The organism is Knoellia sp. 3-2P3 (assembly GCF_029223115.1).
Classification (GTDB): domain Bacteria; phylum Actinomycetota; class Actinomycetes; order Actinomycetales; family Dermatophilaceae; genus Pedococcus_A.
In genome coordinates this window covers 330,141-346,475 of the sequence record NZ_JARGZE010000003.1, presented here as the reverse complement: position 1 = coordinate 346,475, position 16,335 = coordinate 330,141, and the positions used below count along the sequence as shown (strand labels likewise).

The following is a 16,335-nucleotide window of genomic DNA, read 5'->3' as shown; positions in this document are numbered from 1 at the left end:
GCGACAGGATGATCCTCGACGGCTGACACCGGACGGGAGACCCCCATGCCTGCGACGCACGAGCACCTGATCGGACTGCTGCTGGGAGCGGAGGGGGACTGGCCGACCGCGTTCGAGGCGCTGGCGAGCCGCCTGGGAGTGGTCAGCGCCCCGGACGGCAGCGCCCACCAGGTGCGCACGGAGCGGGTCACCATCGAGCCGTTCAACCTGCGCGACAGGCCTCGGCACGACCTGGTCATCGACCGGCTGGCTCACTGGTACTACCACCCGCGCGAGTGGCTCAAGAAGGTCGCGCTGATGGACGACGTCTACCTGCTCAACAGCCCGTTCACGTTCCAGTCCATGGAGAAGCACTCCGCCTACTGCGCCATGATGCGACTGGGGATGCACGTGCCGGAGACGGTGCTCGTGCCCTACAAGAACCCCGTCGACAACGCCCGCTGGGCCTTCACGTCGGCCAAGTACAACAAGGGCTTCGACCTCGACCGGATCGCCGACGACCTCGGCTACCCGATGTTCATGAAGCCGTTCGACGGCGGCGCCTGGCGCGGGGTGTCGATGATCAGGAACCGCGACGACCTGCACCGCTCCTACGACGACTCCGGCGAGATGCTCATGCACCTGCAGAAGGCCGTCGACGGGTTCGAGGTCTTTGCCCGGGCTCTCACCATCGGCCCCGAGACGATGGTGATGCAGTTCCAGCCGGACGAGCCGATGCACAACCGGTATGCCGTGCGGCACGGCTTCCTCAGCGAGCAGGTGGGCTCCGAGGCGGTCACCATCGCCCAGACGGTCAACGCGTTCTTCCGCTGGGAGTTCAACTCCTGCGAGATGCTCGTCAAGGATGGCGTGGTCTACCCGATCGACTACGCCAACGCCTGCCCCGACGTGGCGGTCACCTCACTGCACTACTACTTCCCGTGGGCCATGAAGGCGCTGCTGCGCTGGTCGGTCTACTGCCTGGCGACGGACCGCAAGCCCCGCACGCAGGTCGACACGGGCCCCTGGTTCGCGGTGGCCGACGACGCCTCGCTCCACTACGCCGGCAAGCTCGCGGCCTACCAGCGCCTGGCCGACGACTACTTCGAGACGGAGCGCTACCAGGAGTTCTGCGCGACGGCGCTGCCGCACGTCGACGAGATGGTGCTCGAGTGGGTGGACTCCGACGACTTCCGCAAGCTGCTCACGAGCACCATCCAGCAGACCTACCCGCCGCACGAGTGGGACCGCTTCGAAGGGCACTTCGGCGGCCTGGTGCGGCTGTGGCTCAGGGACGAGCGGTCGCGTCTCGGGGCGGGGGAGTCCGCGGCGGACGAGGCCGCGGTCGGGGGCCCTGCCCCTGCCGTGCCGGCGGAGTAGTCAGCAGGCGACCTTCTCGCCGGCGACCGGGCGGCGCAGCGCGTGCGTCGGCAGGGCGCGCCGGCGGCGGACCGCGCGGAGCTGGTCGAGGGTGGCCAGGTTCGGGCCCGAGGAGGAGGACCGGGGGAAGGCGCGGGCGGGGGTGCTGGGGTCTCGGTTCTCGCGGCTCATGCAGGGATCAACCAATTGACGTAGGTCTATATTCCGCCGCGGCTAGGCTGGCGGCATGCCCCCAGCAGACCTGCCCGCGGTGTTCGCCGAGCTCCGCCGGCGGCTGGCCGTCCACGAGGACGCGTTCACCGCCAGCACCAACCCCACCGACGCGAACCGGCCGACCTCCCGCAAGGAGGACGCGCCCTCGCCCGAGGACTCCTACATGCTGCTCGGGGCGCCGCACGAGAAGTACCCGGACGGGATGTTCTTCGCCGGCGTGAAGCAGCAGAAGCGCTACGTCAGCTACTACCTCATGCCGGTCTACACCGAGCCCGACCTCGCCGCCGCGCTCTCGCCCGACCTGAGCCGGCGCATGCAGGGCAAGTCCTGCTTCAACTTCACCCGGGTCGACGACGGCCTGTTCGACGAGCTCGCAGACCTGACCGCGCGTGGTCGTGAGGCCTACGCCGCCAAGGGCTGGACGCTCTAGCCTCCCAGCGCGGCGCTGACGACCTCCCTGGCCTCGGCCTGCACCTGGGCCAGGTGCTCGGGGCCGCGGAACGACTCGGCGTAGATCTTGTAGACGTCCTCGGTGCCCGACGGCCGGGCCGCGAACCACGCCGACTCGGTCGTCACCTTCAGGCCGCCGATCGCGGCCCCGTTGCCGGGCGCCTCGGTGAGCTTGGCCGTGATCGGCTCACCGGCGAGCGTCTCGGCGGTGACGTCCCCGGGGGAGAGCGCGGCCAGCTTCGCCTTCTGCTCCCGGTTCGCCGGTGCGTCGATGCGCGCGTATGCCGGGTCGCCGTGCTTCGCGGTCAGCTCGCCGTAGTGCTGGCTGGGGGTCCTGCCGGTGACGGCGAGGACCTCCGAGGCGAGGAGGGCGAGGATGATGCCGTCCTTGTCGGTGGTCCAGACCCGGCCGTCCCTGCGCAGGAACGACGCCCCGGCGGACTCCTCCCCGCCGAAGCCAAAACTGCCGTCGAGGAGCCCCGGCACGAACCACTTGAAGCCCACGGGCACCTCGACGAGGCGGCCGCCGACCTCCTCGGCCACCCGGTCGATCATCGACGACGAGACCAGGGTCTTGCCGATGGCGGCGCCCGCGGGCCAGCCCGGACGTGCGCCACCGAAGAGGTAGCGGATCGCGACGGCCAGGAAGTGGTTGGGGTTCATCAGGCCGGCGTCGGGCGTGACGATGCCGTGCCGGTCGGAGTCGGCGTCGTTGCCCGTGGCGATGTCGTACTGGTCGCGCTTGTCGATCAGCGACGCCATGGCCGAGGGGGACGAGCAGTCCATGCGGATCTTGCCGTCCCAGTCGAGGGTCATGAAGCGCCACGTCGGGTCGACGAGCGGGTTCACCACGGTGAGGTCGATGCCGTGGCGCTCGGCGATCTCGGCCCAGTAGGCGACGCTGGCGCCACCGAGCGGGTCGGCGCCGATCCGCACCCCGGCGTCCTTGATCCGCCCCAGGTCCAGCACGTTCGGCAGGTCGTCGACGTAGGTGCCGAGGAAGTCGTAGGGCTGCGCGTGCGCGCGGGCCCGGCTGAACGGCATCCGGCGCACGTCCTTGAGGCCACCCGCGATCAGCGCGTTGGCGCGCGCGGCGATGGCCTTGGTGGCGTCGGTGTCGGCCGGGCCGCCGTGCGGCGGGTTGTACTTGAAGCCGCCGTCGGCCGGCGGGTTGTGCGACGGCGTGACGACGATGCCGTCGGCGAGCCCCGAGCCGGTGGTGCGGCCGCCGTTCGCCGTGAGGATCGCGTGGGAGACGGCCGGGGTCGGCGTGTAGCCGTCGCGGTCGTCGACGAGCACCGTGACGTCGTTGGCGGCCAGCACCTCGAGCGCGGAGGCCCAGGCCGGCTCGGACAGGCCGTGGGTGTCGCGGCCGACGAACAGCGGCCCGTCGTAGCCCTGCTCGCGCCGGTAGTCGACGATGGCCTGCGTCGTCGCCAGGATGTGCGCCTCGTTGAACGCGGTCCTCAGGCTCGACCCGCGGTGGCCCGAGGTGCCGAAGGCGACCTGCTGGTCGACGTCCTCCGGGTCGGGGGTCAGCGTGTAGTAGGCGGTGACGAGGTGGGCGATGTCCACCAGGTCGGACGGCTGGGCCGGCTGCCCGGCGCGTGACGCTGCATCGGACATGTCAGCCCTCCCCGGTGGTCAGCGCGTCCTGATCCTGCGCCGACCCGGGGAGGGCCGGCTCGGCGACCGGGGCCAGCCACACGGCCGACAGGGCCGCCACCCGCACCTCGACGGACCAGGGCTGGTTGTCCCACGGCTGCTGCTGCGCCTCGAGGACGGTGTCGGCCTGGCTGGGGGTGCCGAACTCGTCATAGCCGCTGGTGTCGAGGACGACCTTCCAGCGACCGGGGCGCGGGACCCCGAGCCGCAGGCTCTCGCGCGCCATGCCGTTGAAGTTGACCGCGACCGCCACGACGGGGCCGGTCTGCCGATCCTCGGTGCCGAAACGCAGGTAGGAGAACGTGTTTCCGGCGTTGTCGTCGGCGTTGAGCCACTCGAAGCCGGCCGGCGAGGAGTCCAGCGCCCACAGGGCGGGGTTGGACCGGTAGACGCGGTTGAGCTCCTTGACCAGGTTGTGGACCCGGTAGTGAGCCGGGTGGTCGAGCAGCCACCAGTCGAGCTCGCGGCCGTCGGCCCACTCGGCCTCCTGGGCGAACTCGCTGCCCATGAAGAGCAGCTGCTTGCCGGGGTGGCTCCAGATGTAGGCGAGGTAGGCGCGCAGGGTGGCGAGCTGGTCGTAGCGGCTGCCCGGGATCTTGCGCAGCAGCGAGCCCTTGCCGTGGACGACCTCGTCGTGGCTGATGGGCAGCACGTAGTTCTCGCTGTAGGCGTACATGAGCGAGAAGGTCAGCAGGTTGTGGTGGTACTGCCGGTGGACGGGGTCCTGCCCGATGTAGCGCAGGGTGTCGTTCATCCAGCCCATGTTCCACTTCAGGCCGAAGCCGAGGCCGCCGGCGTCGGTCGGCTTCGTGACACCGGGCCACGAGGTCGACTCCTCGGCCACGGTGACGATGCCGGGCACCCGCTTGTAGGTGGTGGCGTTGGTCTCCTGCAGCAGGCCGATCGCCTCGAGGTTCTCGCGGCCGCCGTACTGGTTGGGCAGCCACTGCCCTTCCTCGCGGGAGTAGTCGAGGTAGAGCATCGACGCCACCGCGTCGACCCGCAGGCCGTCGATGTGGAACTCCTCGAGCCAGTAGATCGCGTTGGCGACGAGGAAGTTGCGCACCTGCATGCGGCCGAAGTCGAAGATGTGGGTGCCCCAGTCGGGCTGGTCGCCGCGGCGCGGGTCCGGGTGCTCGTAGAGCGCCTGTCCGTCGAACTTGGCCAGCGCCCAGGCGTCGCGCGGGAAGTGCGCGGGCACCCAGTCGAGGATGACGCCGATGCCGGCCTGGTGGAGCCGGTCGACGAGGTAGCGGAAGTCGTCGGGCGTGCCGAAGCGGGCCGTGGGGGCGTAGTAACCGGTGACCTGGTAGCCCCAGGACGGGCCGTAGGGGTGCTCCATGACCGGCATGAACTCCACGTGGGTGAAGCCGAGGTCGGAGACGTAGTTGACCAGGTGCTCCGCTAGGTCTCGGTAGCTGTGCCCCTTGCGCCAGGAGCCCAGGTGGACCTCGTAGATACTCATCGGACCGCTGTGGGAGTCGTTGGCCCGGCGTCGCTCCATCCAGGCGTCGTCGCCCCACTCGTACTGCGAGCGGGTCACGACGGAGCCGGTCGCCGGCGGCACCTCGGCAGCCTGGGCCATGGGGTCGGCCTTGGACCGCACGACGTCGTCGGAGCCGCGGATCTCGTACTTGTAGCGCGTGCCCTCGCCGACGCCCGGGATGAACAGCTCCCAGACGCCCGACTCGCCGAGGAGGCGCATCGGGTGGCGGATCGCGTCCCAGCCGTTGAAGTCGCCGACGACGTGGACCGCGCGGGCGTGGGGCGCCCAGACGGCGAACGAGGTGCCGCGCACAGCGCCCAGCGGGCCGTCGTACTCGCGCACGTGGGCGCCGAGCACGGTCCAGAGCTGCTCGTGGCGGCCCTCGCCGATCAGGTGCCGGTCGACCTCGCCGAGGGTGGGCGCGAAGCGGTAGGGGTCGTCCTGCTCGTGCTCGATGCCGTCGTCGTAGGCGACGTGGACGCGGTAGTCCAGGGTGCGGTCGCAGCCCTCACGGACCGCGGTCCAGACGCCGTGCGCCTCGTGGTGCAGGTCGAGCCGCTCGCCGTCCTCGAACTGGACGGCGACGCTGCGCGCCATGGGGCGGAACACCCGCAGGCGCAGCCCGCCGTGCTCGAGGTGCTGGCCGAGCAGGTCGTGCGGCTGCTGGTGCCGCCCGGTCGCGAGGGCCTCGATCGCCCCCGACATGTCCGGCGGTGCGGGAGCGGGCTGGTCCTGCCGCGGCTCCGGGTCGCTTGGCGCGTCCTGCACGGCGTCCGCGGGGGTCGGGGCGGGCGGCTCGTCGGCGGCCGAGGTCCCGCCGAGCGGAGGCAGGACGTCCTCGGGCGAGACCGTCTCGTTCGCGGGCTCGGTGCCCTGCGGCGTGGGCTCGGTGGAGCTCGCGTCCTCCGGCTTGGCCTTCTTCGGTCGCTTGGGCAGCATCGGGCTCATCAGGTTGCCTTCCTGGCCTCGTCGAGAAGTCGGACCACGGCGTCGGTGGGGATCGTCAGCCATGTGGGTCGGTTGCGGGCCTCGTAGACCACTTCGTACAGCGCCTTGTCCAGCTGGAAGGCTGCCAGCAGGTCGGCGTCCTCGCGCGGGTCCCGCCCGGCGGCCGCGGCATACCCGTCGAGGAAGGCCGCCTGGGTGGCCTCGGCCCACTCGCGTGCGGAGCCGTCGGGGTGGGACTGCTCCCACGAGCCGGCGGCGTAGTCGAACGAGCGGAGCATGCCGGCGATGTCGCGCACGGTGAGGTCGGGGCTGACCCGCTCGGCCAGCGGCCGCAGGGGTTCGCCCTCGAAGTCGAGCAGCACCCAGCCGCGACCGGGCACCTGGAGCACCTGCCCGAGGTGGTAATCGCCGTGGATGCGCTGCAGCACCGGCCAGGGCGCCCGGGCCGCTCGGTCGAAGACCTCGGCGATCTCCTGGTCGTAGGCCGCGATGGCGGGCACCTCGGAAGCCGCGGCGACGTAGCGCGAGCGCATGCTGGCGATGGTCTGCGCGACGGCCTCGGGGGAGACCGGCTCGGTGGGCAGGGCCCGGGCGAGCAGGGCGTGCACCTCGGCCGTGGCGGCACCGAGGTCGCGGGCCTCGTCGCTGAAGTCGTGGCCCGCGGCGACGGCACGCAGGGCGACGCGCCAGGCGTCCTCGGTGCCGGGGTAGAACTCCTGCGCGAACGCGAGGTGGCCGTGCGCCTCGGGCTCACCTTCCACCGTCGCCGGCCACGTGGCGCTGATGCTGCCGACCATGCCCGGGACGCGCTCGGTGCCGGCCTCGGCCAGCGCGCCCTGCACGACCACGTCGGGGTTATCGCCCGACTGGAGCGTGCGGAACACCTTGAGGATCAACGGCTTTGACGCGCCGTCCTCGTCCACGCAGTCGTAGATGACCGACGTGTTCGACTGTTCACCGGTGAGCACCCGGGTCTGGCGCACCGTCGTCTGCGCGGTCCACGAGGGGTGCGGCGTCCCCACCACGGCCGGCTCGGGCGTGTGGGAGACCGAGCCCGCCTGCGGCTCGGCGCGACCGAGCACCAGCTCGAGCAGCGCTCGGGCGTAGACGGGGTCGTGGGGGGCGTCGTAGACCCAGCGCCGGCCGAGCACGCTGTGCTCCGTCGTGCCGACCAGCGCGTGGTGGGCGCCCTCGAGCGGGGCGCCCCGGTAGGTGAGGGGCACCTGGTAGACGACCGGCTCGGGACCGGACTCGTCCACCACGAGGAGGGTCTCGATGCCCACCTCGCCCGCCGGGTCGTCGAGCCGCCACGACCACAGGCGACGCAGCCTCGGGACGCGGCCCTTGGCGGCATACCAGCGCTGCTGGGCCATCCACTCGGGGAGCAGCTCGAGCTTCGTCGGCTCCAGGGTCGCCTGGTGGATCTCAGCCACGAGCGGCACCAGTGTCGAGGCGCAGCCAGAAGAAGTCCCTCGAGCCGAGCGTCAGGGTGGTCGTGCCGTCGTCGGTGACCTTGGGGAAACCCGTGCCGCCGAACAGGTCGACGAGCTGGGCGCCCTTGAACTGCTCGGGCAGCCGGATCTCGGTGGCCTGCGGTCGCGACGACAGGTTGTTGACGCACAGCACGGCGTCGCCGGCCGAGCCGTCGTCGGGCTCGTGGATGCGCACGAACGACAGGATGGCGTCGTTGTCGGACGGGCAGACCTCGAAGTCGCCGAGGCCGAAGACGGGGTGCTGCCGGCGCACGCCGAGCATGGCGCGGACCCAGTGCAGCAGCGAGGAGCTGTGCGCCATCTGGGCCTCGACGTTGACGTTGTTGTAGTGGTAGACGAGCGAGGAGATCACCGGCAGGTAGAGCTTGCCGGGCTCGGCCACGGAGAAGCCACTGTTGCGGTCGGGCGTCCACTGCATCGGCGTGCGGACCGCGTCACGGTCGTTGAGCCAGATGTTGTCGCCCATGCCGATCTCGTCGCCGTAGTAGAGGCAGGGCGAGCCCGGCAGCGACAGCACCAGCGCGTGGATCAGCTCGATCTCGGGGCGGCTGTTGTCCAGCAGCGGCGCCAGGCGGCGGCGGATTCCGACGTTGGCCCGCATCCGCGGGTCGGGGGCGTACCAGCCGTACATCGCCGCCCGCTCCTCGGGCGTGACCATCTCGAGGGTGAGCTCGTCGTGGTTGCGCAGGAACGTGCCCCACTGGGTGCCCTTGGGGATGGGCGGGGTGTCGGCGAGGACGTCGATGATCGGCGACGCCTTCTCCTCGCGCAGCGCGTAGTAGAGCCGCGGCATCACCGGGAAGTGGAAGCACATCTGGCACTCCGGCGCCTCCTCGGTGCCGAAGTAGTCGACGACCTCGGCCGGCGGCTGGTTGGCCTCGGCGAGCAGGATGCGCCCGGGGTACTCGCGGTCGACCATCTCGCGCAGCTTGGCGAGGAACTCGTGCGTCCGGGGCAGGTTCTCGCAGTTGGTGCCCTCCTCCTCGTAGAGGTAGGGGACCGCGTCGAGCCGGAAGCCGTCGATGCCCATGTCCATCCAGAACCGGACGACGTCGAACATCGCCTCCTGCACGGCCGGGTTCTCGAAGTTGAGGTCCGGCTGGTGGGAGAAGAAGCGGTGCCAGAAGAACTGCCGGCGCACCGGGTCGAACGTCCAGTTCGAGACCTCGGTGTCGATGAAGATGATCCGCGCGTCCGGGTAGCCCTCGTCGCTGTCGGACCACACGTAGAAGTCGCCGTAGGGGCCGTCCGGCTCGGCGCGGGAGGCCTGGAACCACGGGTGCTGGTCGCTGGTGTGGTTCATCACCAGGTCGGTGACGACCCGGATGCCGCGGGCGTGGGCCTGCGACACCAGCTCCTGGAAGTCGGGGAGGGTGCCGAACTCGGGCAGCACGGCGGTGTAGTCGGCGATGTCGTAGCCGCCGTCGCGCAGCGGCGAGGCGTAGAACGGCGGCAGCCACAGGCAGTCCACGCCGAGCCACTGGAGGTAGTCGAGCCGGTTGATCAGGCCGGTGAAGTCGCCGGACCCGCTGCCGTTGGAGTCGCCGAAGGCGCGCACGAGCACCTCGTAGAACACGGCGGTCTTGAACCACTCGGTGTCGTGCTTGAGCCCGGGCTGGGACAGGTTGAGACCCTGCATGACTGGCTAGAACCTCCGGATCGCGAGGACGTGGACGGGCTCCCCGGCTGGGCCCAGCCGGACGTAGTTGTGCTCCCCCCAGTGCCAGGACTCATCCGTGATGAGGTCGTGCGCCGCGAACGTGTCGCCGTAGTCGAAGCCGAGCGCCGGCATGTTCAGGTGCACGGTGGACTCCCGCGTGCTGTGCGGGTCGAGGTTGGCGACGACCACGATGACGTCCTCGCTCCCGTCGGGCAGGGTGCGACGCTTCGAGAAGGCCATGATGTTGGCGTCGTCGACGTGGTGGAAGACCAGGTTGCGCAGCCAGTGCAGGGCCGGGTGCGCCTTGCGGATCTCGTTGAGCCGCGTGAGGTACGGCGCGAGGGATTGGCCCTCCTTGGGCCCGCCCGGCTCGTAGTCCTGCCACCGGCGGTCCTTGTACTGGTACTTCTCGTTGTCGATCTGCTCCTCGACGCCGGGCCGGGCCACGTGCTCGACGAGCTCGTAGCCGGCGTAGATGCCGTAGGTCGGCACGAGCATCGCCGCCAGGGCGGCGCGCAGCTTCCAGGCGGTGGGGCCGCCGAACTGCATGTAGGGGGTGAGGATGTCGTGCGTGGTCGGCCAGAAGGACGGGCGCATGTATGCCGCGGCGTCGCCGGCCAGCTCGCGGCAGTACTCCTCGAGCTCCCACTTCTGGTTGCGCCAGGCGTAGTACGTGTAGGACTGCTGGAAGCCCACCTTGGCCAGGGTGTGCATCATCGCCGGCTTCGTGAACGCCTCCGACAGCCAGATGACGTCGGGGTGGTCCTTGGCGACGTCCTGGATGATCCACTGCCAGAACTCGACCGGCTTGGTGTGCGGGTTGTCGACGCGGAAGATCTTCACGCCGTGGTCGATCCAGACCTGGACCATCCGGCGCATCTCCGCGTAGGACCCCTGCGGGTCGTTGTCGAAGTTCAGCGGGTAGATGTCCTGGTACTTCTTCGGCGGGTTCTCGGCATACGCGATGGTGCCGTCGGCGCGGGTGGTGAACCACTCGGGGTGCGAGGTGACGTAGGGGTGGTCGGGGGAGCACTGCAGCGCGATGTCGAGCGCGACCTCCAGGCCCTGGCGCTGCGCCTCGGCCACGAAGAGGTCGAAGTCCTCGAAGGTGCCGAGGTCCGGGTGGATGGCGTCGTGGCCGCCGTCGGGGGAGCCGATGGCGTAGGGGCTGCCGGGGTCGTCGGGGCCGGCGTCGAGGGTGTTGTTGGGCCCCTTGCGCGCTGTCGTGCCGATCGGGTGGATCGGGGTCAGGTAGACGACGTCGAAGCCCATGCCGGCGATGGCCGGCAGGCGCTGCGCAGCCGTGCGCAGGGTGCCGCTCGTCCACCGGCCGGTCTTCGGGTCGAACCTCGCCCCCTCGGACCGCGGGAAGATCTCGTACCACGCGCCGTAGAGCGCGCGCTCGCGCTCGACGAGCAGCGGGTAGGTCGGGGAGGGGCTCACGTAGTCGCGCAGCGGGCGGGCGGCGAGCTCGGCGTGGACCAGGGGGTCGATGCCCGCGTGCAGCCGGGCCTGCGCCGGGCGCCGGGCGTCGCGCAGGCCGGTGACGGCGTCACGCAGCGGCTGGGCCTGCTCGGGCGTGCGCTGCACCTCCTCGAGCGCCCGCTCGAGCACGCGGGCACCCTCCTCGAGCATGAGCTCGGTGTCGACGTCGGCGTTGACCTTGATGGTCGCGTCGTGCTCCCAGGTGCCGTACGGGTCGGACCAGCCCTCGACCCGGTAGGACCACAGGCCCGGGGCGTCGGCCGCGACGTCGGCCTCCCAGTGGTTCAGGCCCTCGTTGGTGCAGCGCATCGGCAGCACGCACTCGCGTCCTGCGGGGTCGACGATCACCACGGAGGCGTTGACGGCGTCGTGGCCCTCGCGGAAGACGGTGGCGGTCACGGTGAAGACCTCGTCCACCACGGACTTCGCGGGCCTGGCCCCGTGGTCGACGACCGGCCGCACGTCCTGCACGGGGATGCGGCCGATCGGGGTCTGCGGGGGGACTGAGCGGGGAGGCTGCTGGCCGGACGGGCGGGTGCCGGAGCTGGTCACGTCCGGCGAGGCGGGTGTGGTTGCTGGAGGGGTCGCAGTCACGCGCCCGACGCTACCGGTTTTGCAGGTGATTGCACGTTCCCGCAGGTGGGTGGACCACCTGCTGGGCACGTGACCCCGGCGGGCGCGCGAGGCGGGTGGGGCGGCTGTGAAAGTTCTTTGAAAGATCTGCAAGAAACCGTCATGGCAGGGCGTATGATCCCGCGTCGTGAAGGCCATCCGTCGCTTCAGTGTCCGCACCGTCCTGCCCGAGCCCATCGCCGCGCTCGGGGATCTCGCCAGCAACCTCCGGTGGTCCTGGCACCCCCCGACGCGGGATCTCTTCGAGCGGATCGACCCCCAGCGCTGGCAGAAGGTGCGCAAGGACCCCGTCCGTCTCCTGTCCGCCCTGTCCCCCCAGGAGCTGGCCGACCTCGCGGCCGACTCCGAGTTCGTCGGTGCGGTCAACTCCGCCAAGGCCGACCTCGACACCTACCTCTCCGAGCCGCGCTGGTACCAGGCCTGGGCCGAGCAGGTCGAGGGCGGGGCACCGAAGGCGATCGCCTACTTCAGCCCCGAGTTCGGCATCACCGAGGTGCTGCCGCAGTACTCCGGTGGCCTCGGCATCCTGGCCGGCGACCACCTCAAGACCGCCTCCGACCTCGGCGTCCCGATCGTCGGCGTCGGCCTGTTCTACAAGACCGGGTACTTCAAGCAGAGCCTCAACCGTGACGGCTGGCAGCAGGAGACCTACCCCGTCCTCGACCCCGACGGCCTGCCGATCTCGCTCCTGCGCGAGGAGGACGGCACCCCCGCCGTCATCACGCTGCGCCTGCCCGGCGGGCGTGACCTGCACGCCCACGTGTGGCGGGCCCAGGTCGGCCGCGTGCCCCTGCTCCTGCTCGACTCCGACGTCCCCGAGAACGACGAGGCCGCCCGCAACGTCACCAACCGGCTCTACGGCGGCGGCGGCGAGCAGCGCCTCCAGCAGGAGATGCTGCTCGGCATGGGCGGTGTCCGCGCGCTGCGCCTGTGGGCGCGCCTGACCGGCGACCCGGCCCCGGACGTCTACCACACCAACGAGGGCCACGCCGGGTTCCTCGGCGTCGAGCGCATCCACGAGCTCACGGCCGCGCACGGCCTCTCCTTCGACGAGGCGCTCGAGGCGGTGCGTGCCGCCACGGTGTTCACCACCCACACCCCGGTCCCGGCCGGCATCGACCGGTTCACCACCGAGCTCATCGAGCTGCACTTCGGCGGCGAGCAGGCAGTCGAGGGCGTGCCGGTCGACCGGCTGCTCACCCTCGGCGCCGAGGACTACCCCGGTGGAGAGGCGGGCATCTTCAACATGGCGGTCATGGGCCTGCGCCTGGCCCAGCGCGCCAACGGCGTCTCCCAGCTGCACGGCGTGGTCAGCCGCGAGATGTTCGACGGCCTCTGGCCGGGGTTCGACGACAGCGAGGTGCCGATCACGAGCATCACCAACGGCGTGCACGCCGGCACCTGGGTCGACCGCAAGGTCTACGAGCTCGCCGACAAGTACATCGGCACCTCCGACCTCGAGCGCGAGAACGCCTGGGAGCGCGTGCACGAGGTGCCGCGCGACGCGATCTGGGCCACCAAGCGCGAGCTGCGGGAGCAGCTGGTGCTCGAGGCGCGCCGCCGGGTGCGCTCGTCGTGGAAGAAGCGCGGCGCGAGCCCGGCCGAGCTCGGCTGGGTCGAGGACGTGCTCGACCCCGACGTGCTGACCATCGGCTTCGCCCGGCGCGTGCCGACCTACAAGCGGCTCACCCTCATGCTGCGCGACCCGCAGCGGCTCAAGCGGCTCCTGCTCGACCCGGAACGCCCGATCCAGCTCGTCATCGCCGGCAAGTCGCACCCGGCCGACGAGACCGGCAAGCAGCTCATCCAGCAGATGGTGCGCTTCGCCGACGACCCGGAGATCCGCCACCGCATCGTGTTCCTGCCGAACTACGACATCGCGATGGCGCAGTACCTCTACCCGGGCTGCGACGTCTGGCTCAACAACCCGCTGCGCCCGTTCGAGGCGTGCGGCACGTCCGGCATGAAGGCGGCCCTCAACGGTGGCCTGAACCTCTCCATCCTCGACGGCTGGTGGGACGAGTGGTTCGACGGCGAGAACGGCTGGGCCATCCCGACCGCGGACGGCGTCGAGGACGCCAACCGGCGTGACGACCTCGAGGCGGCCGCGCTCTACGACCTCATCGAGAACTCGGTGGCGCCGCGCTTCTACGACCGCGACGCCGACGGCCTGCCGCAGAACTGGGTCTCGATGATCACGCACACCCTCTCGACGCTGGGCCCGAAGGTCCTCGCGAGCCGGATGGTGCGCGACTACACCACGACGCTCTACGGCCCCGCGGCCCGCGCCGGCTGGGCCCTGAACGGCCCGTCGTTCGACGGTGCCCGCGAGCTCGCGGCCTACAAGGGCCGCGTGCGGGGCGCGTGGGAGGGCGTGCGCGTCGACCACGTGGAGTCCTCGGGCGTCTCGGACTCCCCGCAGGTGGGGGAGACCCTGCACGTGCGTGCCTACGTCTCCCTCGACGGCCTCTCGCCCGACGAGGTCGACGTGCAGGTCGTCCACGGCCACGCGCAGGACTCGGACGACCTCACCGACGTCGAGATGGAGTCGCTGGACTTCGTCGAGTCCTACGAGGGCGGGCGCCACCAGTTCGCCGGGGACTTCGCCCTCTCCCGGACGGGGTCGTTCGGCTACACCGTGCGCATCCTGCCGAAGCACAAGGGACTGGCGAGCACGAGCGAGCTCGGCCTGGTCGCCAACGCCTGAGCAGAGCCAGCCCGCCTCAGCACGAGGGCCCCGCACCGGTCGCCGGTGCGGGGCCCTCGTCGTCCGCGGCCCGGTCCTGCCCGGGCGTGGGTCAGGTGGGGTCCGCGGCGCGGTAGACCTGCAGGCTCGCCGCGGTCACGGGGACCGCTCCCGGCGGAGTCGGCGTGCCGGGTGGCCCCGGGCGCTCGAGCGCGCTGTCCCACAAGAGCTCGTAGGCCGTGAGACCGGGCACGTCGGGCAGGCGCACCTTGGTGTCCTCGGCCCCACCGTGCATGACGACGAGCACGGAGCGGTGGCCGATCCAGGCGCCGTTGAGCAGCATCTGCAGGGTGCGGGTGGCGCGGTCCTCCCACGCAGGACCGCGCATCGGGTCGCCCTCGGCGTCGAACCACGCCAGGTCGGTCGACCCGTCCTCGTGCACCTCGCGACCGGTGAAGAACGTGCGCTGGCGCAGGGCCGGGTACTCACGCCGCAGCCGTGACAGGAACGCGGTGGTCGCGAGCAGGTCCTCCTGCCACGGGGCGAGGTCCCAGTCGACCCACGAGATGGCGTTGTCCTGGCAGTAGGCGTTGTTGTTGCCGCCCTGCGTGCGGCCCAGCTCGTCGCCGCCGCCCAGCATGGGGACCCCGGTGGCCAGCAGCGTCGTGGCCATCAGGTTGCGCATCGAGCGGCGCCGCACCGCCTCCAGGGCCTCGCAGGGGCCCTCAGTGCCGTGGTTCCACGACCGGTTGTCGCCGTGGCCGTCGTGGTTGTGCTCCCCGTTGGCCTCGTTGTGCTTGACGTCGTAGCGGGTCAGGTCGGCGAGGGTGAACCCGTCGTGGGCCGTGACGAAGTTGACCGAGGCGGTCGGTGCCCGGTCCCTGGCGCCGAAGAGGTCCTGTGACCCCGCCATGCGCGTCGCCAGCTCCTGGACCCCGTGGCCCTGGTGGCCGGCCTTGACCGCCGCCACGTCCTGGAGCCAGAACGTGCGGGCGGTGTCGCGGAACCGGTCGTTCCACTCGGAGAACGGCGGCGGGAACTGGCCGGTGCGCCAGCCGTGCAGGCCGACGTCCCACGGCTCGGCGATGAGCTTCACCTGGGACAGCACCGGGTCGGTGCGCAGGGCGACGAGGAAGGGGTGGTCGGGGTCGTAGTCGTCGTTCCGACCGCGGCCAAGGGCGACGGCGAGGTCGAAGCGGAAGCCGTCGACGTGGCACTCCTGCACCCAGTAGCGCAGCGAGTCGAGCACCATCCGGCACACCATGGCGTGCCGCAGGTCCAGGGTGTTGCCGCAGCCCGTGACGTCGACGTCGTGGCCGCGCTCGTCGAGCCGGTAGTAGGCGCGGTTGTCCAGGCCCCGCCACGACAGGGTCGCGCCGCGCCGGGACTGCTCCGCCGTGTGGTTGTAGACCACGTCGAGGATGACCTCGATCCCGGCGGCGTGGAACGCCTTGACCATGCCCTTGAACTCGTCGAGCACCCGCTGCGGCTCGCTGGCCGCGGCGTAGGCGGCGTGCGGGGCGAAGAACCCGAGGGTGTTGTACCCCCAGTAGTTCGTCGCACCGCGCCGGGCGAGCTCCGGCTCGGTGGTGAAGGCGTGCACGGGCAGCAGCTCCACCGCGGTGACGCCGAGGTCCGCGAGGTGACGCAGCACCGCGGGGTGGCACATCCCGGCATACGTGCCCCGCAGGGGCTCGGGCACCTCGGGGTGCAGCCGGGTGAGGCTGCGGACGTGCGTCTCGTAGATGACCGAGTCCGCCGGCGAGTGGTTGGGGCGGACGTCGCCGCCCCAGTCGAAGTGGTCCTCGACGACCACGCAGCGGGGCACGAAGGCGGCGCTGTCGTCGGTGCCCGGCACCTCGTCGTCACCGGTGAGCGAGCCGTCGACGCGGTGGCCGAAGACCGGCGGCAGCCACACGACGTCGCCCTCGATGGCGCGGGCGTAGGGGTCGAGGAGCAGCTTGGCGCTGTTGTAGCGCAGGCCCTCGGAGGGGTTCCACGGCCCGTCCGCGCGCAGGGCGTACCGCTGGCCCGGGCGGACCCCCTCGAGGAAGCCGTGCCAGATGCCGTGGACGTGCTCGGTGAGGGGGATCCGGCGCTCGGTGACGCCGTCGAAGTCGCCCTCCTCGAAGAGGCAGACCTGCACGGAGGTGGCGTGCCCCGCATAGACCGCGAACTCGGCGCCGCCGTCGACCAGCGTCATGCCCAGAGGCGGCGGGAGATGGCGCACGGGGCGTGGGGGGTGCGACATGGCCCT

The 16,335-nt window shown here is 71.1% G+C and carries 10 protein-coding genes; 3 read left to right on the top strand and 7 right to left on the bottom strand.

Annotated elements, in window-relative coordinates; genetic code table 11:
• Positions 1 to 45 precede the first annotated feature (45 nt).
• Positions 46 to 1,359, top strand: a complete 1,314-nt coding sequence (locus P0Y31_RS11780) for a hypothetical protein (protein ID WP_275869559.1) — start codon at positions 46 to 48, stop codon at positions 1,357 to 1,359.
• On the opposite strand, the gene P0Y31_RS11775 is transcribed toward P0Y31_RS11780, so the two are convergent.
• Positions 1,360 to 1,530, bottom strand: a complete 171-nt coding sequence (locus P0Y31_RS11775) for a hypothetical protein (protein WP_275869558.1) — start codon at positions 1,528 to 1,530, stop codon at positions 1,360 to 1,362.
• A gap of 55 nt (positions 1,531 to 1,585) precedes the next feature.
• Between P0Y31_RS11775 and P0Y31_RS11770 the strand changes: the two genes are divergently transcribed.
• Positions 1,586 to 2,002 (top strand): hypothetical protein, encoded by a 417-nt coding sequence (locus P0Y31_RS11770; protein WP_275869556.1) that lies wholly within the window; start codon positions 1,586 to 1,588, stop codon positions 2,000 to 2,002.
• Here P0Y31_RS11770 and pgm read toward each other — a convergent pair.
• From pgm to P0Y31_RS11745, 5 genes are all read right to left on the bottom strand, one after another.
• Complete coding sequence (pgm, locus tag P0Y31_RS11765; RefSeq protein ID WP_275869553.1) at positions 1,999 to 3,648, bottom strand: phosphoglucomutase (alpha-D-glucose-1,6-bisphosphate-dependent); 1,650 nt, start codon at positions 3,646 to 3,648, stop codon at positions 1,999 to 2,001. The two genes, P0Y31_RS11770 and pgm, sit on opposite strands and share 4 nt — an antisense overlap.
• A 1-nt stretch (position 3,649) precedes the next feature.
• Positions 3,650 to 5,878 (bottom strand): 1,4-alpha-glucan branching protein GlgB, encoded by a 2,229-nt coding sequence (gene glgB, locus P0Y31_RS11760; protein ID WP_275869853.1) that lies wholly within the window; start codon positions 5,876 to 5,878, stop codon positions 3,650 to 3,652.
• A 242-nt stretch (positions 5,879 to 6,120) separates the two neighbouring features.
• Positions 6,121 to 7,554, bottom strand: coding sequence for an aminoglycoside phosphotransferase (locus P0Y31_RS11755; protein WP_275869551.1), 1,434 nt, complete (start codon positions 7,552 to 7,554; stop codon positions 6,121 to 6,123).
• Positions 7,547 to 9,253 carry a maltose alpha-D-glucosyltransferase gene (gene treS, locus P0Y31_RS11750; RefSeq protein ID WP_275869548.1) on the bottom strand — a complete coding sequence of 569 codons (1,707 nt, stop codon included), beginning with the start codon at positions 9,251 to 9,253 and terminating at the stop codon, positions 7,547 to 7,549. The genes P0Y31_RS11755 and treS overlap by 8 nt, the downstream gene beginning before the upstream one ends.
• Positions 9,254 to 9,259: 6 nt before the next feature.
• Positions 9,260 to 11,311 (bottom strand): alpha-1,4-glucan--maltose-1-phosphate maltosyltransferase, encoded by a 2,052-nt coding sequence (locus P0Y31_RS11745; protein ID WP_275869852.1) that lies wholly within the window; start codon positions 11,309 to 11,311, stop codon positions 9,260 to 9,262.
• A 208-nt stretch (positions 11,312 to 11,519) separates the two neighbouring features.
• Here P0Y31_RS11745 and glgP point away from each other — a divergent pair, with 208 nt between their 5' ends.
• Positions 11,520 to 14,099 (top strand): alpha-glucan family phosphorylase, encoded by a 2,580-nt coding sequence (glgP, locus tag P0Y31_RS11740; RefSeq protein WP_275869546.1) that lies wholly within the window; start codon positions 11,520 to 11,522, stop codon positions 14,097 to 14,099.
• Positions 14,100 to 14,190: 91 nt separating this feature from the next.
• On the opposite strand, the gene glgX is transcribed toward glgP, so the two are convergent.
• Positions 14,191 to 16,329: a glycogen debranching protein GlgX gene (gene glgX / locus P0Y31_RS11735; protein WP_275869544.1), complete on the bottom strand. Its 2,139-nt coding sequence runs from the start codon at positions 16,327 to 16,329 to the stop codon at positions 14,191 to 14,193.
• Between the last annotated feature and the right edge of the window lie 6 nt (positions 16,330 to 16,335).

Bases quoted from the DNA above. Each gene is read 5' to 3' on its own strand.
- P0Y31_RS11780 (WP_275869559.1), top strand. From the start codon at position 46: ATGCCTGCGACGCACGAGCACCTGATCGGACTGCTGCTGGGAGCGGAG.
- P0Y31_RS11775 (WP_275869558.1), bottom strand. From the start codon at position 1,530: ATGAGCCGCGAGAACCGAGACCCCAGCACCCCCGCCCGCGCCTTCCCC.
- P0Y31_RS11770 (WP_275869556.1), top strand. From the start codon at position 1,586: ATGCCCCCAGCAGACCTGCCCGCGGTGTTCGCCGAGCTCCGCCGGCGG.
- pgm (WP_275869553.1), bottom strand. From the start codon at position 3,648: ATGTCCGATGCAGCGTCACGCGCCGGGCAGCCGGCCCAGCCGTCCGAC.
- glgB (WP_275869853.1), bottom strand. From the start codon at position 5,878: ATGTCGGGGGCGATCGAGGCCCTCGCGACCGGGCGGCACCAGCAGCCG.
- treS (WP_275869548.1), bottom strand. From the start codon at position 9,253: ATGCAGGGTCTCAACCTGTCCCAGCCCGGGCTCAAGCACGACACCGAG.
- glgX (WP_275869544.1), bottom strand. From the start codon at position 16,329: ATGTCGCACCCCCCACGCCCCGTGCGCCATCTCCCGCCGCCTCTGGGC.